This window comes from Polynucleobacter arcticus, from assembly GCF_013307205.1.
GTDB lineage: Bacteria > Pseudomonadota > Gammaproteobacteria > Burkholderiales > Burkholderiaceae > Polynucleobacter > Polynucleobacter arcticus.
The window spans coordinates 1,210,610-1,229,296 of the sequence record NZ_CP028940.1 but is presented as its reverse complement, the minus strand read 5'-3'; the positions used below and the strand labels follow the sequence as shown (position 1 = coordinate 1,229,296).

The 18,687-nt window shown below is 46.2% G+C and carries 23 protein-coding genes; 14 read left to right on the top strand and 9 right to left on the bottom strand.

The window, feature by feature from the left end; translation table 11 throughout:
- Nucleotides 1-10 precede the first annotated feature (10 nt).
- The 8 genes from DN92_RS06225 to xth all read left to right on the top strand — a co-directional run bounded on the left by DN92_RS06225 (nt 11) and on the right by xth (nt 8,454).
- Nucleotides 11-655, top strand: a complete 645-nt coding sequence (locus tag DN92_RS06225; RefSeq protein ID WP_254598265.1) for a polysaccharide deacetylase family protein — start codon at nt 11-13, stop codon at nt 653-655.
- 15 nt (nt 656-670) lie between these two features.
- Nucleotides 671-1,642, top strand: coding sequence for a sterol desaturase family protein (locus DN92_RS06220; protein ID WP_173960425.1), 972 nt, complete (start codon nt 671-673; stop codon nt 1,640-1,642).
- 36 nt (nt 1,643-1,678) lie between these two features.
- Nucleotides 1,679-2,548, top strand: coding sequence for an EI24 domain-containing protein (locus DN92_RS06215; RefSeq protein WP_173960424.1), 870 nt, complete (start codon nt 1,679-1,681; stop codon nt 2,546-2,548).
- Nucleotides 2,541-3,404 (top strand): competence/damage-inducible protein A, encoded by an 864-nt coding sequence (locus DN92_RS06210; protein ID WP_173960423.1) that lies wholly within the window; start codon nt 2,541-2,543, stop codon nt 3,402-3,404. Before DN92_RS06215 ends, DN92_RS06210 begins: the two co-directional genes overlap by 8 nt.
- A gap of 197 nt (nt 3,405-3,601) precedes the next feature.
- Nucleotides 3,602-5,017: a type I glutamate--ammonia ligase gene (gene glnA / locus DN92_RS06205; protein WP_173960422.1), complete on the top strand. Its 1,416-nt coding sequence runs from the start codon at nt 3,602-3,604 to the stop codon at nt 5,015-5,017.
- A 29-nt stretch (nt 5,018-5,046) separates the two neighbouring features.
- On the top strand, nt 5,047-6,165 hold the full coding sequence (glnL, locus tag DN92_RS06200; RefSeq protein ID WP_415836383.1) for a nitrogen regulation protein NR(II): 1,119 nt from the start codon (nt 5,047-5,049) through the stop codon (nt 6,163-6,165).
- A complete protein-coding gene (ntrC, locus tag DN92_RS06195; RefSeq protein WP_173960420.1) occupies nt 6,162-7,613 on the top strand; it encodes a nitrogen regulation protein NR(I) in 1,452 nt (483 codons plus the stop codon). Before glnL ends, ntrC begins: the two co-directional genes overlap by 4 nt.
- Nucleotides 7,606-8,454 carry an exodeoxyribonuclease III gene (gene xth / locus DN92_RS06190; RefSeq protein ID WP_173960419.1) on the top strand — a complete coding sequence of 283 codons (849 nt, stop codon included), beginning with the start codon at nt 7,606-7,608 and terminating at the stop codon, nt 8,452-8,454. Before ntrC ends, xth begins: the two co-directional genes overlap by 8 nt.
- 40 nt (nt 8,455-8,494) lie before the next feature.
- Here xth and DN92_RS06185 read toward each other — a convergent pair whose 3' ends face one another.
- From DN92_RS06185 to DN92_RS06170, 4 genes are all read right to left on the bottom strand, one after another.
- A complete protein-coding gene (locus DN92_RS06185) occupies nt 8,495-9,838 on the bottom strand; it encodes an APC family permease (RefSeq protein WP_173960418.1) in 1,344 nt (447 codons plus the stop codon).
- Nucleotides 9,839-9,847: 9 nt separating this feature from the next.
- Entirely contained in the window at nt 9,848-10,687 is an 840-nt protein-coding gene (locus DN92_RS06180; protein ID WP_173960417.1) for a class I SAM-dependent methyltransferase, read from the bottom strand.
- A gap of 149 nt (nt 10,688-10,836) precedes the next feature.
- Nucleotides 10,837-11,493, bottom strand: a complete 657-nt coding sequence (locus DN92_RS06175; RefSeq protein ID WP_173960416.1) for a ceramidase domain-containing protein — start codon at nt 11,491-11,493, stop codon at nt 10,837-10,839.
- Nucleotides 11,494-11,594: 101 nt separating this feature from the next.
- Nucleotides 11,595-11,972 carry a carboxymuconolactone decarboxylase family protein gene (locus tag DN92_RS06170; protein ID WP_173960415.1) on the bottom strand — a complete coding sequence of 126 codons (378 nt, stop codon included), beginning with the start codon at nt 11,970-11,972 and terminating at the stop codon, nt 11,595-11,597.
- 85 nt (nt 11,973-12,057) lie between these two features.
- Between DN92_RS06170 and DN92_RS06165 the strand changes: the two genes are divergently transcribed.
- The 3 genes from DN92_RS06165 (at nt 12,058) to DN92_RS06155 (ending at nt 13,456) form a co-directional block, all read left to right on the top strand.
- Nucleotides 12,058-12,405, top strand: a complete 348-nt coding sequence (locus tag DN92_RS06165; protein WP_173960414.1) for a hypothetical protein — start codon at nt 12,058-12,060, stop codon at nt 12,403-12,405.
- Between the two features lie 94 nt (nt 12,406-12,499).
- On the top strand, nt 12,500-13,186 hold the full coding sequence (locus tag DN92_RS06160; RefSeq protein ID WP_173960413.1) for a DUF3313 domain-containing protein: 687 nt from the start codon (nt 12,500-12,502) through the stop codon (nt 13,184-13,186).
- Nucleotides 13,187-13,192: 6 nt separating this feature from the next.
- Nucleotides 13,193-13,456 (top strand): EF-hand domain-containing protein, encoded by a 264-nt coding sequence (locus DN92_RS06155; RefSeq protein ID WP_254598264.1) that lies wholly within the window; start codon nt 13,193-13,195, stop codon nt 13,454-13,456.
- 1 nt (nt 13,457) lies between these two features.
- Here the strand turns inward: DN92_RS06155 and ppk2 are convergent, their stop codons facing one another.
- Nucleotides 13,458-14,231, bottom strand: a complete 774-nt coding sequence (ppk2, locus tag DN92_RS06150) for a polyphosphate kinase 2 (RefSeq protein WP_173960412.1) — start codon at nt 14,229-14,231, stop codon at nt 13,458-13,460.
- Between the two features lie 30 nt (nt 14,232-14,261).
- A complete protein-coding gene (locus tag DN92_RS06145) occupies nt 14,262-14,564 on the bottom strand; it encodes a serine/threonine protein kinase (RefSeq protein WP_173960411.1) in 303 nt (100 codons plus the stop codon).
- A gap of 145 nt (nt 14,565-14,709) precedes the next feature.
- On the opposite strand from DN92_RS06145, the gene DN92_RS06140 reads away from it, so the two are divergent.
- Entirely contained in the window at nt 14,710-15,894 is a 1,185-nt protein-coding gene (locus DN92_RS06140) for an MFS transporter (protein ID WP_173960410.1), read from the top strand.
- 41 nt (nt 15,895-15,935) lie between these two features.
- On the opposite strand, the gene DN92_RS06135 is transcribed toward DN92_RS06140, so the two are convergent.
- The 3 genes from DN92_RS06135 to wrbA form a co-directional block, all read right to left on the bottom strand.
- Nucleotides 15,936-16,121, bottom strand: a complete 186-nt coding sequence (locus DN92_RS06135; protein ID WP_173960409.1) for a hypothetical protein — start codon at nt 16,119-16,121, stop codon at nt 15,936-15,938.
- Nucleotides 16,122-16,233: 112 nt separating this feature from the next.
- A complete protein-coding gene (locus DN92_RS06130; RefSeq protein ID WP_173960408.1) occupies nt 16,234-16,632 on the bottom strand; it encodes a DUF2069 domain-containing protein in 399 nt (132 codons plus the stop codon).
- A gap of 12 nt (nt 16,633-16,644) precedes the next feature.
- The gene (gene wrbA, locus DN92_RS06125; protein WP_173960407.1) at nt 16,645-17,241 is read right to left on the bottom strand and encodes an NAD(P)H:quinone oxidoreductase; all 597 of its coding nucleotides are present in this window, start codon (nt 17,239-17,241) and stop codon (nt 16,645-16,647) included.
- Between the two features lie 23 nt (nt 17,242-17,264).
- Here wrbA and DN92_RS06120 point away from each other — a divergent pair, with 23 nt between their 5' ends.
- Together DN92_RS06120 and DN92_RS06115 are read left to right on the top strand one after the other, a co-directional pair.
- A complete protein-coding gene (locus tag DN92_RS06120) occupies nt 17,265-18,113 on the top strand; it encodes a YihY family inner membrane protein (RefSeq protein ID WP_173960406.1) in 849 nt (282 codons plus the stop codon).
- Between the two features lie 77 nt (nt 18,114-18,190).
- Nucleotides 18,191-18,646, top strand: a complete 456-nt coding sequence (locus tag DN92_RS06115) for a CBS domain-containing protein (protein ID WP_173960405.1) — start codon at nt 18,191-18,193, stop codon at nt 18,644-18,646.
- Nucleotides 18,647-18,687 lie beyond the last annotated feature (41 nt).

Genomic DNA, 18,687 nt, shown 5'->3' with positions numbered 1-18,687 from the left:
TACTGGCAACATGTCAGTCGCGCAAACGGTGGCCGATGTATTGAATCGTCAAAATATCAAAGCCACTTTTTTTCTCTCCAATGAGAAGACGTATCGCGGTGACTTTGCTTTAGATGACTCTTGGAAATCCTACTGGCAAGATCGCGTTCGTGAAGGCCATCATTTCGGTAGCCATACCTTTGATCATCTGTACTTTGTTAAAGATGCCCCGGGTGCAGAAATCTTTGCTAAACCACAATTTGGACCCAAAGCTGGGGTAATGAGTCTTTACAACGAGGCCACTTACTGCCGAGAAATTAGAAGGGTGGATGATCGGTTTCAGGATTTAACGGGCACTAGCTTACAAAAAATTTGGCGTGCTCCAGGCGGCAAAACTTCATCCCGTTCCATCAGGATGGGTAGTCAATGCGGCTATCAGCATATTGGCTGGAGTCCAGCGGGGTTTTTGGGTGATGAGCTGAACTCTGAGGCCCATCCCAATCAGATGCTCTTAGATAAAGCCAGCAGCAAGTTGCAGGATGGGGATGTGGCCATGGCTCACCTGGGCATCTGGTCCAGAAAAGACCCCTGGGCTCCCGCAGTTTTAGAGCAGCTCATCATTAGGCTTAAAAATCGCGGTTTTTGCTTTGGAACCCTGCCAAAAAACGATAAATAAGACACAATAAGCACCATGGAATCCACTTTACTAACGAATATCGCTGATGCTTATGCCAGCCTTCAAGAGTATTTGTTTGCGAACCTAGTGGCACCCGTTTTGTATCAATTGGATTTGATGGCTTGGGCGGAAGATGCCTTTGACGGCATGGACTGGTTTTTGTTTGGTTGTATCCAAATTTTCCTCATCATGGTTATTTTTCGAACCTGGGAAAAATTGGCGCCAGCCGAGTCCCAGGGACCCACTATCAAGGCCTATAAGGCGGATATCTTTTATACCCTCTTTCATCGTTTAGGTATCTTTCACGGCTTAATCTTTATTGCTTTGTCAGGATTCTTTTTTGAAATAGATTCCGTGTTGCATGATTTCCGTTTTGCCCGGCTCAATGTGGAATCTTGGTATCCGTCGATCACGTCGATTCCCTTGATTAGTTTTTGTATCTACTTTGTGTTGTTGGATTTTGTTGAGTATCTCTACCATCGTGCCTCACACGTGTTCAATTGGTGGTGGCAACTCCATGCCTTGCATCACAGTCAAACGGTCATGACTGCCTGGTCTGATGATCGGAATCATATTTTGGATGACATCATGCATGCTCTGGTGTTTTCTTTCTTCGCCTTATTATTTGGCGTTTCCCCCAGTCAATTTATTTTATTAGTGGTTTTAAGTCAGCTTATCCAAAGTTGGCAGCATGCCAATATTAAAGTCGATCTTGGGATATTTAAATACGTCTTAGTCTCACCGATGTTTCACCGTTTGCATCACGCTGTAGGTTACGGACACGAAGCTAAAGGAAAGCCCGGTGTTCTTGGTGGATGTAATTTCGGGGTTTTATTTCCTTGGTGGGATATGCTCTTGAATACTGCGATTTTCTCAAAGGAAGTTCACCCAACCGGCGTGAGAAACTTATCGCTCTCACATCATATTATGTTGCAGCAGTGGCAGAGCTTTAAGCATGCCGCTCGCGAGCTTTTCTCTAGGCATTAATCAATTTCATTGATCTTAGTATGTTGATGGGAATATATGGATAGCATGCAACAGGTCTTTAAGTCATTTGGCTTAGCGTTGGTTGGTACCATGCATCCCAAAATGCTGTGGCTCAGTCTGCAACCGTTTTTGATTGTCTCGGTTTTATGGGGCTGTTTGATTTGGTTCACTTGGACGCCCGCTCTAGAGGTGCTGAGTATTTTCTTAACGACCTCTATTTTTACAAGCTGGATTCAAGATGGTCTTATCTGGGCTGGCTTTGAAAATGCACGAGCATGGATTGCACCACTTTTTTTTGTGATGCTGCTTATTCCCCTCATCTCCATTAGCTTGCTTGTGTTCATTGCCTTTACAACCGTACCTACGATTGTGAAAATGCTGACCCGTCAACACGCTTATCGTGATATTGCAAAGAAAAAGGGTGGGGATCTGTTTGGTAGCTTCATCTACACCATTTGGTCAGCATTTATCTGCTTGGCTTTAGTGATGTTGACATTGCCTGTGTGGTGGATCCCTCCCTTAGTAGCGGTGCTGCCACCATTAATTTGGGGTTGGTTGACTATGCGCCTAATGTCTTATGACGTGCTTGCACAACACGCCAGTCCGCAAGAGCGAGATACGCTTCTCCATCAACATCGCTGGCCCTTGTTGGCTATGGGTATTATTTCAGGCATGCTCGGCGCTGTGCCAACCTTCTTTTGGGCAACTTCCGCACTAGCATTGGTCTTGTTCCCGATCGTGAGCTTTGTGGCGCTGTGGATTTATTCGCTGATCTTTGTATTTGCTGCACTCTGGTTTGCGCATTACTTGCTAGAGGCATTAAAAGAGCTTCGTAGCGTTGAATTGGATCGGTCCCTTAATATTGAGGCACGTGTAATTGATATGGAGCTTCCGAATCATGGTTGAGGCAGTTAAGCAGTTTGCTATTGATGCGCCCGAAGTGAAGTCGCGACGTTTTGGTTTGATCGTTATTGGCGATGAAATTCTGTCCGGCCGTCGTCAAGATAAGCACTTGAGCAAATTGATTGAGCTTTTGAATGAGCGTGGTCTTAGTTTGTCATGGGCAAAGTATGTAGCCGATGATCCCGAGCAAATCACAGCAACCCTTAAAGATAGTTTTGCCAGTGGAGATGTTGTTTTTAGTACTGGCGGTATTGGTGCCACCCCAGATGATCACACTAGGCATTGCGCTGCTTTGGCGCTGGGCACTACAACAGCATTACATCTAACGGCACAAGAGTTAATAGCAGGGCGCATTCAGTCCATGGCAGAGGGCGATCCTACCAAAGCTGATCTCAATACCGCTGAGAATCAACATCGCTTCAAGATGGGCGAGTTTCCAATTGGTAGCAACATTATTCCCAACCCCTATAACCAGATTCCCGGCTTTTATATTCGGGAACACTACTTTGTTCCTGGTTTTCCCGTGATGGCTGCACCCATGATGGCTTGGTGCCTGGATACGCACTATCAGGATCTATTTCATCGTGAAAACTGGGCGGAGCAGAGCTTTATTGTTCCTAAAGGGATTGAGTCTGTTTTAACGCCTTTGATGGAGCATATTGAAGCTGCTTATCCTGACGTAAAGGTCTTCAGTCTTCCCTCTGTTGGGGATGTATCCAGAGGTGGTGTTTATGCTGAACGCCACATTGAGCTTGGCATCAAGGGCAATGCCCAGCTTTTGGATAGTGCCTGGATTGCACTGCGAGCTGGCACTGAAGCTTTGGGATATGAAATTCACGATATTGTGAAACCCCAGTAAGCACTATATTGGTGCAAGTAGGGGGTTTTTAGGCTTTTTTGTCCCTATTTCAGCACTTAATTAGTGCAATAATGGTCCTTCCCATTTGTTTGCTTCAGTAAATTAGATACATCCCGAGGGCATATTTAATGCCTGGAAAAAACAAGGGTGTACACCTAAAGTTTGTATTCCGAATTTAGTTAATAGAGGAGATTTGCATGACGAAGACCGTCGCTGATGTGATGAAGTTAGTTAAAGAGAAAGAATGTACTTTTGTTGATTTCCGCTTTGTAGATACAAAGGGCAAAGAGCAACACACTACAGTTCCTATTTCTCATTTTGACGAAGACAAGTTTGAGAGCGGTCATGCGTTTGACGGTTCATCTATTGCTGGCTGGAAGGGTATTGAAGCATCGGATATGTTGCTGATGCCAGACCCAACAGCTTGCTACATTGATCCATTCTATGAAGAGCCAACATTGGTCATCACATGTGATGTGATCGAGCCATCTGATGGCAAAGGCTACGATCGTGATCCACGTTCTATTGCCAAGCGTGCTGAGTCTTACTTGAAGAGCACCGGCCTAGGTGACACTGCTTTTTTCGGCCCAGAGCCAGAATTCTTTATTTTTGACGGCGTCCGTTGGGGTGCTGACATGCAGGGTTGTTTTGTAAAAGTTGAATCTGAAGAAGCGCCATGGTCTTCAGGTGCTGAAATCGAAGGCGGTAATACTGGTCATCGTCCAGGCAAAAAAGGCGGTTACTTTCCAGTCTCTCCAGTAGACTCATTCCAGGACATGCGTTCTGAAATGTGTTTGATTCTTGAATCATTGGGCATTCCTGTCGAAGTGCATCACCATGAAGTTGCTGGTCAAGGCCAAAACGAATTGGGTACAAGATTCAGCACATTAGTTGAGCGTGCTGACTGGACGATTTGGCAGAAGTATGTTGTTCAAAACGTAGCGCATGCTTATGGCAAAACAGCTACATTTATGCCCAAGCCAATCGTTGGCGACAATGGTTCTGGTATGCACGTGCACCAATCTATTTGGAAAAACGGCGAGAACTTGTTTGCTGGTAACGGCTATGCAGGCTTGTCAGAATTCGCATTGTTCTACATCGGCGGCATCATCAAGCACGCTAAGGCGTTGAATGCGATTACCAACCCAGGTACGAACTCCTATAAGCGCTTGGTTCCGGGCTTTGAGGCTCCAGTGAAATTGGCTTACTCTGCTCGTAACCGTTCGGCTTCGATTCGTATTCCACACGTTTCTAGCCCTAAAGGTCGTCGTATTGAGACTCGCTTCCCTGATCCATTGGCTAACCCATATCTTTGCTTCTCAGCATTGATGATGGCAGGCTTAGATGGTGTTCAGAACAAGATTCATCCAGGTGAAGCTGCTGACAAGAACTTGTATGACTTGCCGCCAGAAGAAGATGCAAAGATCCCAACCGTTTGTGCAAGCTTAGAAGAAGCATTGGAAGCCTTGAACAAAGATCGTGAGTTCTTGACTCGCGGTGGTGTCTTTACTGACTCTATGTTGGACGCTTATATCGCATTGAAGATGGAAGATGTCACACGTTTCCGCATGACAACGCATCCAATCGAATTCGATATGTACTACTCCCTGTAAGCGAAGGAGAAAAGTTGAGCGCAGGTCTCTTGCGCAATTCGTTAAAAGGGGCGGCTTCGGCTGCCCCTTTTTTTCCGACATTGCTTGACCAATTGCCTAATGCCATCGTGGTTTTTGAGGCAGAAAGCCAGCAATTGATTTACGTGAACCCAGCCGCAGAGTCGGCACTGGATCTCTCTCGTAAGTCTCTTGAGGGACAGTCCTTGCATAACTTGTTTGGTGACAATCATTCGCTCAATTACTTGATTGCAGAGATCAAGGCTGGTCATGTATCTGCGCAACGCCAAGAAATGGTCTTACACTCCCTGCCTGGAAGTATTCATCAAGAATCCATCCCTGCGCACGTCGTAGTGGCTAGTCTTGAGGACCCCTCACTCATCCTGATGGAGTGGTTTCCGATCGATCAACAGTTACGCAGTGAGCGCGATGAGCGTGTCACGCAGCAGGTTGAAGCTAACAAACAGTTAATGCGTAACTTAGCGCATGAGATTAAAAATCCTTTAGGCGGTATTCGTGGCGCCGCTCAGCTGCTGGAGTTTGAGTTGCCAGATAAAGGCTTGCGGGAATACACCCAAGTCATTATTAAAGAGTCTGATCGTCTTCAGAATTTAGTGGATCGATTGCTCGCGCCGCATCGTAAAGCCCATGCTATGGAATTGTTTAACGTTCATGAGGCTCTGGAGCGCGTTCGTAGCTTAGTATTAGCGGAATTCCCCAAAGGCTTGCGGATCATTCGTAACTATGACACCAGCCTTCCTGAGGTGCTGGGTGATCGTGAGCAGTTGATCCAAGCAGTCCTCAATATTGCGCACAATGCAGCCCAAGCACTTTCAGAGGAAATTGCTCAGGGTATTGCTCAGATTGAGTTAAAAACACGAGTTGCTCGCTCGGTGACCATTTCCAAACAACGCTACAAAATGGCGATGGACTTGCACGTAATTGATAACGGACCCGGTATCCCAGAAGATATTCGTGAACGTATTTTCTTTCCATTAGTCTCTGGCAGGGATGGTGGTAGTGGCCTAGGCCTTACTTTGGCCCAAACTTTTGTTCAGCAGCATCAGGGTTTCATTGCATGTGACAGCCGTCCTGGACGGACTGATTTCCAAATTCAAATTCCGTACCGTAGGCAGGAGAAAGCATTATGAAACCCGTTTGGATCGTGGACGATGATCAATCAATTCGTTGGGTACTAGAAAAAGCGCTGACCCGTGAAAACATTCCTCATAAAAGTTTTTCCAATCCTAATGACGTACTGAATGCCTTGGATAAAGAGACGCCGCAGGTATTGATTTCAGATATTCGCATGCCGCGTGGCAATGGTTTGGATCTTTTGCAGAATGTAAAAGAAACACACCCGATGCTCCCCGTGATCATCATGACTGCTTATTCTGATTTGGATTCAGCGGTATCGTCCTTTCAAGGCGGTGCATTTGAATATCTTACTAAACCGTTTGATATTGACAAGGCTGTAGAGTTGATCCGTCGGGCGATAGAGCAGAGTGAGCGAAATCAATCTAGCAATAAAGAGATTAATGGTTGGCGACAAGACTCCACCGAAATTATCGGTCAAGCTCCTGCCATGCAGGAAGTGTTCAGAGCAATCGGTCGCCTTGCACAGTCCCACTCCACTGTATTAATTACCGGTGAATCTGGAACCGGTAAAGAGCTAGTCGCTCAAGCTTTGCATAAGCATAGTCCAAGAGCCAAGGGACCCTTTGTTGCATTTAGCACTGCCGCAGTCCCAAAAGATTTGTTAGAGTCGGAATTATTTGGTCATGAGCGCGGCGCATTTTCAGGGGCCTTAACTCTACGCCGTGGGCGCTTTGAGCAGGCCGATGGAGGCACTTTATTCCTAGATGAAATCGGTGAAATCTCTTTTGACCTACAAACTCGTTTATTGCGCGCTCTAACGGATGGCCACTTTTATCGTGTTGGTGGCCAAGACCCGATCAAAGCCAATGTTCGTATCATTGCGTCTACACACCATAATCTAGAGGCGCGGGTTGCCGCAGGTGCTTTCCGCGAAGATTTATTACACCGCCTAAATGTCATACGCTTGCGTATGCCAGCATTGCGCGAGCGTGCTGAAGACATTCCAGTGCTGGCACGACACTTCATGCTGTCATGTGCAAAGTCATTGGGTGTTGAGGCAAAAAAACTTTCAGATGATGTTTTGCGAGAGATAAGCGTTAAGCCGTTTCCCGGTAATGTTCGCCAACTAGAAAATCTTTGTCACTGGCTAACAGTGATGACCCCTTCTAACGTCATTGGTAGCGGCGATCTTCCTACGGATTTATTGGCCGAAGCTAGTGAGCTAGCTATTGCGCCTCAAGGGGGCACTAGCCCAGCCAATCTAGCGGGCACCCGAGTTGGTGGGCTTGATTGGGAGGTTGGATTGGGGCGCCTAGCAGTGAAGATGCTTCAGGATGGAGACACGGGAGTGTATGACGCTTTGTGCTCCAAATTTGAAAAAGCGGTTTTACAGGCTGCCCTTGAGGTGACTCGTGGCAGACGTGTTGAAGCAGCTCAGCGATTGGGCATTGGGCGCAACACAATTACTCGTAAGTTACAGGAGTTGGGATTAGATGACTGAGTCAGTTCGTATTGCCGCTTGGAATGTCAATTCACTGAAGGTGCGCTTACCTCAAGTCTTGAAATGGCTGCAAGATCAAGAAAAGGTCAAAAAGCCAATCGATGCGCTTTGCTTGCAAGAGCTAAAGCTTACTGACGATAAGTATCCGCATCAGGAACTTGAGGATGCGGGATATGTCAGTCTAGCTGCTGGACAGAAGACTTATAACGGCGTTGCCATCATTGTAAGAAAAGCGAGCTTGGCTCCAATTGCTTCCGATGCTAGCACTACCTTTTTAAAGCCCATCAGAAATATCCCCGGGAATGTTGATGAGCAGCAGCGTATCTTAGCCGCAAGTATTCCTTTCGCTGGAATGCAGCCCATCAGACTGGTCTCAGCATACTTCCCGAATGGCCAGTCACCTGAAAGCGATAAGTTTGCTTACAAACTAGCTTGGCTCCAGGCCCTCGAATCTTGGTTAAAAGATGAGCTCAGCCAAAATAACCAACTGGCATTATTGGGTGACTTTAATATTGCACCTACTGATGCCGATGTATATGATCCTTCAAAATGGGTCGGACAAAACTTGGTTTCTCCAGAGGAGCGTAAAGCCTTCCAGCAATTGCTAGAGCTGGGCTTAACAGACTCTTTCCGCATGTTTGAGCAAGCGCCAAAATCCTATAGCTGGTGGGATTACCGCATGATGGGCTTTAGACGTAATGCAGGCATGCGCATCGATCATATCCTCTTGAGCGAAGCCCTTAAAGATAGATGTATGGCAAGCCTCATCGATAAAGAGCCTCGTACTTGGGAGCAGCCCTCAGATCACACCCCAGTGATTGCAGAAATCAAAAAGGCCTAGTCGCAGATGTATATTGTGCTGGGTCAGACAAATTAGCGACCTAACTATTTGGTGATTTTTTTAGTCTTAGAAAAATCAGTGCTACCAGACCAGCCATCATTACGTAAATAGAAATCATGACAGCTCCTCTGCTATGTGCGTACATGATGCTTGAATAAGCAAGATACCCACAAGAGGCGCAAAAGATCAGCGGGGTGAGGGGGTAAAGTGGTACCTTAAATGGACGCACCGAATGATCTTTAAAGCGCAAGATAAATAAGCCCAACCCAACCAAGAATAAGAAGATCCAAAAAACGGGGGCTGTGAACTCCACCATTGCCTCAAAGCCATCACTTTGTAGGGCACCAAAGCCTACTAAAGCAAGGCTGATAATGCCTTGTACTAAATAAGCAAGGCTTGGTGAGCCGCGCGATGACTCCCAATGACTCATTTTTCTCAAACCTTGCCAGTCTTCCCCCATAGCGTAATTCGTTCTGGCCCCAACAATCATGGTGGCATTAATGCTGGTAAGGGCGGCAATTGCCACAAAAAGACCGAGTAACTTTTCACCTAAGGGGCCAAAAGCAAGGCCTAATAAATCAGCCGGTGCTGCTTTACTGCTAGCCAATGCTTTAAGACCAAGACCATTAATCAGTGCAAGATTAACTAGTAGATAAACTACAGTGATGACTGTAAGACTAGCCACAATCACTGTCACGATGGTCTTGCTGGTGCCTTTGAGTTCAGAAGAAATATAGGCGGATTCATTCCAACCCCCAAAAGTCAATAAAACAAACACCATACCCAATCCTAGTGTGCCAAGTTCCGGACTGCTAGAAAACAAAGGAGGGTTATCAACTAACGGTAGCGGAGCCGAAAAAATACCAAAACCCGCAACGATGATTGCCACCAGACCAAACACTTCCAAAATTGTTAAGAGGCTTTGTATTCCTGCCGAAGTATGGATGCCAATGAGATTAATTAGGGTAAGCGTAATGACGATCAGTGCCGCCCAATAAATAGTCGAGTTAGCTCCGATTGGTAAAACTTTAGTCATGTAATCGCCGAACACAAAAGCCAATAAAGCAATTGAGCCCGTATTGATCACCATGGCCTTTGCCCAGCCATATAAGAAAGAAACATTCTTGCCATAAGCGCGAGTAAGAAAATGGTAGTCGCCGCCGGCATGAGGGAAGGTAGTGGCTAATTCTGCATAACAAAGAGCCCCCATAATCGATATTAAAGAGCCTACAACCCAGATGGTCAGTGCCCAACCAACATCGCCTGTAATGCCCGCTACCATAGACGGTGTCTTAAAAATGCCGGCACCGATCACAATACCAACAATGATCGCAATCGCCCCTGTCGGGCTTAATAATTGCTGTGGAGAATTATTTTTTGGCATTCTGAAGTCTTAACGACGCTTGCCTAGAACCGGGCCTTGAGAGTAGCTATTTTTGTATTCACCCTTGAACTCTGAGCCATTAATATCGCCCTTAACTGTGATGTAATTTTTGTTCAGATCAATGTATGAAAAGCGCAGTTGTTTACCCTCGAGATGGGGATTCAGAATAGGCTGAGACTGATCCCCAATTTTGATGTTCCCCCCAATTCGTTGAAATCGTTGAGCAAGGGTAAGGGTGACTTTTTTTACTTCATTGCCCTCCAGTGACCATTCACCTGCAACATCAGCTGGAACTACCCAATAGTATGCTTTGCCGTCTAAATCCATCTCTTTGTCAGCCTCCCAGTCGCCCATTGAAAAAGCATGAGAGACCACGCGTGTACCAGGCTTCATTTTGAGAATGGTTGGCCGTAATTGCATATTGAGATCAGGCAGTAAGTACAGGGTGACTACAGTGGCTTGACTAAAGTCCTCGACAAAAATATCCCCATGAATAATTTTGACCAACTGACCTACGCCAGACTGAATCGCATTGCGTTGTGCATACGCAGCCATGTCTGGGTTGAACTCAATACCAACTGCTTTTGCTCCAAATTCTTTTGCGGCTGCAATCGCAATCTTGCCATCGCCAGCACCCAAGTCATAAACTAAATCTTGATTTGTCACATTCGCTGTTTTGAGCATCAAACTCACGAGCTCAGTGCCCGTTGGAAGCCAAATTACATCTTTCCCGGCTTGACCGGGACTAGGCGTATAAGAGCTATCACCTTTAACACTCGATCTATCGGCCATAGCGTTAAAGGAAAGGCAGCAGCAAAGTGCAACCAAGCAATACTTCATTTTTTTCATATAAATCCCCAGGGAATCGTAAATATTTTTAACAAGACTCATTCTTATAGCAGTACTTAATGACATTTCCTCAATTTTATCTAATCAGGCTTAGAGGTTTCCAATGGGGCTTAGAACTCAAACTCAAAAGTAAGCAGATACACGACTTGTTAGAGTCCATTGGATTTAGAGCCAGGTCTTATGCATAGAGCGTAAGCAGTCAAATATAAAGTTAGACCATTAAAGAGGTGCCATAACCAATGTGTGCCACCAATCAATTCGCACATGGGTAAATCAAGTTGACGGGTCAGTAGAGATAATGGAAAAACAAACACTGCTAGCCATAAAAATCGAGCTGCTGATTGATTTGTGTATTGCGTAATTAAAGTATAGATAATCAGTACCAGCCAAGCTCCAAGGTATATGCCCGGAGGTAACCATGGTGAAGCGAGTTTTAAATGACTAAGGAGTAACTGAACAAAAGCGATGCTAATGACTAGTAACAGAACCGATCCTAGTTGAATCAATATCGAACTTCTCGGCCACTGCTTGGGTATCAAAAATGCAAAGACCACTAAATACAAGGCGATTGCCAAGACATCGAGTAAACCAGTTAGTCGATTGGCATAGGTATGAAAGCAAAAGCTACACAAGCCAATGAAGATTATCAGAATAGCTAGCAAACCAGAGCGGTGACATTTTCGGCGCCAAAGGAAGTATCCTGCAACGATGAAGGATAGATTACTAAAGGCGTTAATAGGCTCAGCCCAAAAACTTGGATCTATGCGTTCGCAATAGATATCAACAGAATTGAACCAAGTACTCATGACGGTGTCTTTCAGGAGCGATCAATCATTCTATTAAAAAAAGGATTGACGCTCAAGATCGACTATCCATAGTTACCGATTGAAATAATCAGTTTTTGTTTCTATATTTTCATTTCAGCAAAGACTTCCTTGGCGCACCGGAAGCTGTCAATCGCAGCAGGCACTCCACAGTAAATCGCAGTCTGTAAAAAAATCTCCTGGATATCTTCTTTGCTCAGGCCGTTATTAATGGCGCCTTTGACGTGCAGCTTAAGCTCATGAGGGCGATTTAAAGCGGTGATCATCGCTAGATTAATAATGCTTCTTGTTTTGCGGTCCAGGCCAGGACGGTTCCAAATTTCATTCCAGCAATATTCAGTGACCAATTCCTGCATCGGCATATTGAATGCGTCTGCATTCTTTAAGGAGTTATCTACATACTCGGCACCTAAAACTTCACGACGAGTTTTTAAACCTTTTTCAAATGCTTCTTTATTCATAGCGCTCTCCTAAATTAAAGTAATAGTGTATTGGCAGCAATATATTGCCACTACTAATGCTTTCAGGTTTAACCTAAAGAGCTTTATGAACATCAGCACAGCCCTCAGCATCACCACTTTATTGATTTCCTCAGCCTTCATGGCGGCTTGTACCTCGGATAAGTTAGAGGCTAGGCTCCAGGCCGACCCCCAGTGCAAGCCGATGATGAACCCAAAAACCGGTGCCCTGATGCCATGCCCCGGAACCGATAAAGAGTTTTATAGATCTTTTTCCGCTTTAAGTGCGCCGACCTCAAAGCCTGCTCAAGAGCTCACCCCAACGGCAGCCTCAGCTAGTGTGGCAGCCAGTCCCAAGGCAAATACTGTACCAGTCGAGTGCAAGCCACAGCTGCATCAAAAATCGGGGAGTTTGATGCCTTGCCCAGCCCCTTAAATCTTGCCATTAGCCTGCGGCCTTAAATGCTATGTATGATGGTCAGTATCAGATTCGGACTAGCTCCTGATTTAACCTTTACATGAGAATAAAAATGAAAAAATTAGGCACTTTAGTTGCTGCAATATCTGCTGTAACCCTATTAGTTGCCTGTAGCAACACTCCGAAATTGGCAAGCCAGCCAATGCCTCAGTCAGGTTTCTTGCCTAATTATTCAGTTTTAGTGCCAATGGCTACCTCTGAATCAGATACACGTATTTGGAGATATCGTAAGGCCGGTGTTAACCCAGGCTCTTACACTGCAGTCATCTTAGATCCGATTTATTTAAATCAGAATGCCACTAAAGAAGTATCAGTTGATGCCATCAATCAAGCTAAAGTTGCACTGCAAGCTTCGATGGTTGAAGCCATTAATAATCGCGGCAATATTAAGATCGTAAACCAGCCGGGCCCAGGAGTTGCTCGAATCTCTGTCGGTATTACTGGCGCTGAAAGTTCTGCCGATAGCCTGCAGCCATGGAATTTCACACCTATTGGCTTGGCGATGAATGCGGCTGCTTATGCTGGTGGCGTGAACTCAAAAACTCCTGCGATGTTAGTGGAGAGCAAGATTACCGATAGTCAATCCAAAGAAGTGATTGGCGAGGGCCTGGTGACTATTCAGGGTGAATCCTTTAGAACTGGTGGTGGCTCAGTGGAATCCTTTGTTGCAATGGCCAAGAAGGTTGTAAAGGTCGCTCTTGAGACCTCCGCCGATCCGAGAGCAACTTCCGCTAAGTAGGGCGTGATGAATTCAATGATCAAGGGTTTAGGGCTTGCTGTGCTCACTGCATCATCATTGTTAGTGGCTCCAGTATTTGCTAATGATGCTTCTCGCAACAAGGGGATACAAGAGCGCTTTGCAATATGCGACACCAATCGTGATGGCAAACTCACTCTTGATGAAGCTAAGGGTTGCATGCCTAGGGTCTATGATCATTTCACCTGGATTGATTCACAGGGTAGAGGCTATGTCACCGTTGCGCAAATTCAGGCAATGGCAGATCGTTAATCTATTTGGAGAGCTTCGGCAACTTCTTAGAGTTTGCAGGCCAAGTTAACACGATCTTTGGATCTATTTTTAAGAGTTTTTTATCTTTATCCGGATAGCTAACCCTAGATAGTAAATTGGCAATCAGGTTCAGGTGCGCTAATTTTTTATCATTTGCAACAATGACCGTCCAAGGTGCAAGAGTTGAACTCGTGTGCTTGAGCATCTTGTCTCGTGCATCCGAATAGGCATCCCACATCTTCTGTGCCTTTTGATCAACCGGACTGATTTTCCACTGTTTTAATGGATCCTTAGTGCGATCCTTCAGGCGCGCTGCTTGTTCATCCTTAGTGATATCTAAGTAGTACTTAATCACCTGAATGTCTGATCTCACTAGTAGGGACTCAAACTCATTGACGGTCGCCATAAACTGCTTGTATTGATCTTCAGTACAAAAACCCATGACCCGTTCGACACCGGCGCGGTTGTACCAACTTCGATTAAATAATACGCATTCCCCAGCAGCGGGTAGTTCAGCAATATATCTTTGGAAATACCATTCACCTTCTTCGCGTGGGGATGGCTTATTGAGCGCAACAACTCTTGTGTCTCTGGGGCTTAAGTTCTCGATGATGCTTTTGATCGAACCATCTTTACCTGCGGTATCACGCCCCTCCAAAATGACTAACAGGCGCTTGCCTTTTTGAATAATGAGACGCTGAAGTTTGACTAGCTCAATTTGCAGCAGTCGTAAGTCTGCCTCGTAAGTATGCTCTGGGAGCTCTGATTTACTCACGGGCAGATTTTGATAACAGTGTAACTATTGTTACGCAGTCGTTGTGGGAGCTACTGTTTTCGCTACTGCTTTCTTGGCAACCGCTTTCTTAGCAGGAGTCTTTTTAGCAACTACTTTTTTAGCAGGCGCCTTCTTGACTACTACTTTATTAGCAGGAGCTTTTTTTGCTGTCACTTTTTTAGCTGGCGCTTTCTTAGCGACTACTTTTTTAGCAGGAGTGCTTTTCTCCATCTTGTCTAAAGCCTTAGCAAGCTTGTCGATCAACTTTTCTCTTTCGGCTTCCAATTTGTCTAATTTTTTTAATAATTGTTTTACTAATTTTTTCTGACTCATGATGTATTCCTTTAAGGAGAGTGCTGGTAATTAAAGCAGGTTGCAAAGGCTGATGCCTATGCCTTCATCCTACTTTTTATCGGGATTAGTTTCAAGTGTTTGTGACAGTCAGAGCCATATTTAATTTAATGCTACATTGGTTCGTATGTGGAAAACTTTGCGATCTCTACCTCGTACGGTCTGGCTGATTGGTTTGATTAGCTTCGTGAATGATGCTGCAAGTGAAATGCTGTACCCATTAATGCCTCTGTATCTTGCTACTGTTCTCATGGCTGGGCCAAAGGCTCTAGGCCTGATTGAAGGTATTGCTGAGGCTACATCTAGCATCTTCAAGCTAGTTTCTGGTGTGATTGTTGATCGCACTAAAAAGACGAAGCCTTGGATCGTTGTCGGGTATTTTCTGGCGGGTATTGGCAGGCCTCTGATTGCGATTGCCAATTCTTGGGCATGGGTTCTTTGTATTCGGTTTACGGATCGTCTTGGTAAAGGCTTAAGAAGTTCGCCGCGGGATGCATTATTGGCTGAGAGTGTTGCTCCAAATCAACGGGGTATTACCTTCGGATTGCATCGATCGATGGATAACGCTGGCGCTGTTTTTGGGCCTTTAATGGCCGCATTGCTACTGTCACTAGAAGTTCCCTTGCGAGATATTTTTTTATGGGCAATCGTACCCGGCATTATCGCTGTGGTTCTGTCTCTTTGCCTTAGGGAACCGCTACGTGAACAGCGGGTTGTTCAACCATTCTCCTGGTCTTTAAAAGGATTGCCGCCGAACTTTAAGCGTTATATTCTGGTGGCTGGAATCTTTGCGCTGGCTAACTCATCGGATATGTTTTTGCTGTTAAGGGCTCGGGAGCTTGGCGTGCCTCAAGAACAAATTCCTTTGCTATGGGCAGGGATCTCCTTAATTACCACTGTATTTGGAACGCCACTATCGGCACTCTCAGACCGATTTAGCCGTCAGTATTTCATTCTAATTGCCTGGTTTGCTTTTGCATTTTTTTACATTGCGATGAGCTTTTCGGCCATCACGCTTTGGATGCTGTGCGGATTATTTGCGCTCTATGGATTATTCAAGGCTGCTACCGAGGGAGTGGAGAAAGCGCTGGTAGCTGACCTAGCCCCTGAGGGAATGGCAGGCACAGCCTTTGGCTGGTTCAATCTGATTACAGGGCTGATGTTGTTGCCAGCCTCCCTGATCTTTGGATGGCTTTATGAATCCTTTAATCCTGGCTATGCCTTTTTGTTTTCGGGTTCCTGCGCAGTTTTAGCTGTCTTGTTATTGGCATTTTGGGTTTTTAGGCCCCCAGAAACACAAAACCCCAGATAAATACCTCATCTGGGGTGTTTGGGGTGCGCGGACTTGGCAATCTATTCCGGGTGGAAGTTGTTGCTCGCCATGAAGCTAATCGTGCGTTCAAAGCCAAGGATGCGAATGTAGCGCCACGCGATATCGCGGTATTTGCTATCCAAGTAGCCAATAGCCACTTCAGGCGTCCTATTGGATAGGTCGATTTGTTGAATAGAACGGGCCCAGCGTTTGAGTCTTGTTGACATATTTGTCACCTCCATGGGCATACAACGCCTGAAAAAGTAGCTGAGATGACAAGAAGTACACAATTTTTTAATAAATTGCCCAAAAAGGTCAGCACCCCCGCTTTTTGGCCGATTAAACGCGGCTTTCTGCAGCTTCACGCTCCTTTTTGGCCGCCTTGGCACGTGCTTTGATTGGCTTGAGGAAGGCTAGGAGGCAAACAAAGCCGATGGTGCCTAAAGTGGTTTCCAGCGCCGCCATCCAGAAATTGGTGCCAGTTTCTAAAATCCGAACCAAGCCCTCAGTGATGTAGAGCAAGATCAGCATGGATGCCCATTGCATGGTGTAAACCTTGCCTTTCCAGAGACCTGGAATGGCAAATAGCAGGGGAATCGCTTTCAGAATGAGCCATGAGCCTCCCGGTCTGAGCGGGGAGATGAACCACTCCCAAGCAACACACAGAATAAACAGGTCCACAAAGGCTGCAGTGGCAATAAGTTGGTATGGGCTTTTGTTACGCCAGTCTTTGAGCATGATGATTTGTCTTTAAATGAGTTTGAGTGCCGTGAGAGCCAGGCGTTTGCCCTGGGCAATGGCTAGGCGTTGCTCTTCGGCGCTAATAGGCGCCCGACCATCTGCATGGGCTAGGTGAGTTAAGCCGTAAGGACTCCCTCCGGTAGAGGTGCTCATCAGATCGGGCTCGCTATAGGGGATGCCCATCATCATCATGCCGTGGTGTAGCAGAGGAATCATCATGGTCAACAGGGTGCTTTCTTGGCCGCCATGTAGGCTGCCGGTGCTGGTAAAGACGCAAGCAGGCTTACCTATGAGGGCGCCATTGAGCCACTCCGAGGAGCTGCCATCCCAAAAGTATTTCATGGGAGCAGCCATATTGCCAAAGCGAGTAGGTGAGCCTAGTGCAAGGCCGATACACTCTTGTAGGTCTGCATATTCCACGTAAGGAGCGCCATCAGAGGGGACGGCAGCCTCGGTGGCTTCACATACGGTTGAGATAGCCGGAACGGTACGTAGTCTGGCATTCGCACCGGGAATGCTTTCAATGCCCTCAGCTATAAGGCGCGCCAAGTCTCGGGTTGCGCCATAACGGGAGTAGTACAACACTAAAATATCGGATTGGCTCATATTCTTCTCTTATGATATGGGCGATGCGCCTCATTCGGAATCCTCAATTATGGCTCTCTCTTGGAAAAGAGATCTGGGAGCGTAATCGCGGCCAAAATTTGAAGCAGGTAGCCGCTAGCCTGGCTTTTACAACGACACTTTCCTTAATTCCGATGTTGACGGTTGCCTCCATTTTGATAGGTTACCTGCCCAGCGTTGTCAGGATTAAATACGCCTTTCAGGCCTGGTTATTGGACACCTATATGCCTGGTGGACTGAATCAACAGGCTTTTAATTATCTAGATCAATTCTCCGCTCAGGCCAAAGGCTTAACTTTGGTCGGTTTAATCGGCCTGGTGATCACCACCATCATGACACTGGCAGTGATTGAGAGCGCCTTTAATCAAATCTTTCGAGTCACCCAACGTCGACCTATCTCAAAAAAGATTGCAATTTATTCAGCGGCTACGATATTGGGCCCCATCCTGCTAGGTGTCGGTACCTACCTCAGTGGCCTCCTATTTAGCGCAGCAGAAGGGTGGACCGAGGCGCTCAGCTTTAGTTTGGGTTTTGTGGCAACGGTTGTGCCGGTGCTCTTGGCGATGTCCGTCTTTTCTGTAGCCTACAAAATTCTTCCTTACGCTCAAATTCAGTGGCGTGATGCATTGAGTGGAGCGTTTTTTGCTGCCCTGACTTTCGAACTCATGAAGTTTGGATTTGGACTCTTTTTGACCCATGTCGCCTTCTACAACACGGTTTACGGTGCCTTTGCCATCTTCCCTCTGGCGCTCATTTGGATCTACCTGACTTGGTGGATCACTCTAGCTGGGGCAGTCCTGGTTGCCAACCTTCCCAGTATTCGGAGTGGCTTGCTAAGGGTTATTCGTTACTGAAATATTTCACCTGACCCTTGATTCCCACGGGGCTTGAGAATATATTGATTGCATAAGAACTGATAGCTGGAGGCCAAATGAAAGTCTGTGACATATTGCGCGTCAAGGGCAGCACACTGTTTACGGTTGCACCAGACACAGCGTTGCAAACTGCGGTTCTGGTCATGAGCGAGCATGATATTGGCTCCTTAGTGGTGATGGAGTACGACAAGCTGGTTGGCATTCTGACATTCCGCGAGGTGATTGCAGCATTGGCAAAGCACCATGGCAAGCTTGATGATTTAAGGGTTCAGAGTGTGATGAACTCCAAGCCCTTGACTTGCAATATGGAAACCGAGATAGATGAAGTGCGCCGAATGATGCTGGTTGAGCACGCACGATATTTGCCAGTCATAGATCAAAAGATGTTGATGGGCGTGATTTCTTTCTATGACGTTGCTAAATCGGTTGTTGAGGCTCAGGATTTTGAAAACACCATGCTCAAGGCATACATCCGGGATTGGCCAGAAGAGACTGAGAAATCTACCCCTTGAAGCAGCTCTAGCCCAAGCCTCTGACAGGTGACATAATGTCG

Coding starts and splice junctions, on each gene's coding strand:
- DN92_RS06215 (WP_173960424.1), top strand. CDS start 1,679: ATGGATAGCATGCAACAGGTCTTTAAGTCATTTGGCTTAGCGTTGGTT.
- DN92_RS06120 (WP_173960406.1), top strand. CDS start 17,265: ATGCGCCTCATTCGGAATCCTCAATTATGGCTCTCTCTTGGAAAAGAG.
- DN92_RS06140 (WP_173960410.1), top strand. CDS start 14,710: ATGTGGAAAACTTTGCGATCTCTACCTCGTACGGTCTGGCTGATTGGT.
- DN92_RS06135 (WP_173960409.1), bottom strand. CDS start 16,121: ATGTCAACAAGACTCAAACGCTGGGCCCGTTCTATTCAACAAATCGAC.
- DN92_RS06210 (WP_173960423.1), top strand. CDS start 2,541: ATGGTTGAGGCAGTTAAGCAGTTTGCTATTGATGCGCCCGAAGTGAAG.
- xth (WP_173960419.1), top strand. CDS start 7,606: ATGACTGAGTCAGTTCGTATTGCCGCTTGGAATGTCAATTCACTGAAG.
- DN92_RS06170 (WP_173960415.1), bottom strand. CDS start 11,972: ATGAATAAAGAAGCATTTGAAAAAGGTTTAAAAACTCGTCGTGAAGTT.
- DN92_RS06145 (WP_173960411.1), bottom strand. CDS start 14,564: ATGAGTCAGAAAAAATTAGTAAAACAATTATTAAAAAAATTAGACAAA.
- DN92_RS06115 (WP_173960405.1), top strand. CDS start 18,191: ATGAAAGTCTGTGACATATTGCGCGTCAAGGGCAGCACACTGTTTACG.
- DN92_RS06165 (WP_173960414.1), top strand. CDS start 12,058: ATGAACATCAGCACAGCCCTCAGCATCACCACTTTATTGATTTCCTCA.
- DN92_RS06225 (WP_254598265.1), top strand. CDS start 11: ATGTCAGTCGCGCAAACGGTGGCCGATGTATTGAATCGTCAAAATATC.
- ntrC (WP_173960420.1), top strand. CDS start 6,162: ATGAAACCCGTTTGGATCGTGGACGATGATCAATCAATTCGTTGGGTA.
- DN92_RS06155 (WP_254598264.1), top strand. CDS start 13,193: ATGAATTCAATGATCAAGGGTTTAGGGCTTGCTGTGCTCACTGCATCA.
- DN92_RS06185 (WP_173960418.1), bottom strand. CDS start 9,838: ATGCCAAAAAATAATTCTCCACAGCAATTATTAAGCCCGACAGGGGCG.
- DN92_RS06130 (WP_173960408.1), bottom strand. CDS start 16,632: ATGCTCAAAGACTGGCGTAACAAAAGCCCATACCAACTTATTGCCACT.
- glnA (WP_173960422.1), top strand. CDS start 3,602: ATGACGAAGACCGTCGCTGATGTGATGAAGTTAGTTAAAGAGAAAGAA.
- DN92_RS06175 (WP_173960416.1), bottom strand. CDS start 11,493: ATGAGTACTTGGTTCAATTCTGTTGATATCTATTGCGAACGCATAGAT.
- wrbA (WP_173960407.1), bottom strand. CDS start 17,241: ATGAGCCAATCCGATATTTTAGTGTTGTACTACTCCCGTTATGGCGCA.
- DN92_RS06220 (WP_173960425.1), top strand. CDS start 671: ATGGAATCCACTTTACTAACGAATATCGCTGATGCTTATGCCAGCCTT.
- DN92_RS06180 (WP_173960417.1), bottom strand. CDS start 10,687: ATGAAAAAAATGAAGTATTGCTTGGTTGCACTTTGCTGCTGCCTTTCC.
- DN92_RS06160 (WP_173960413.1), top strand. CDS start 12,500: ATGAAAAAATTAGGCACTTTAGTTGCTGCAATATCTGCTGTAACCCTA.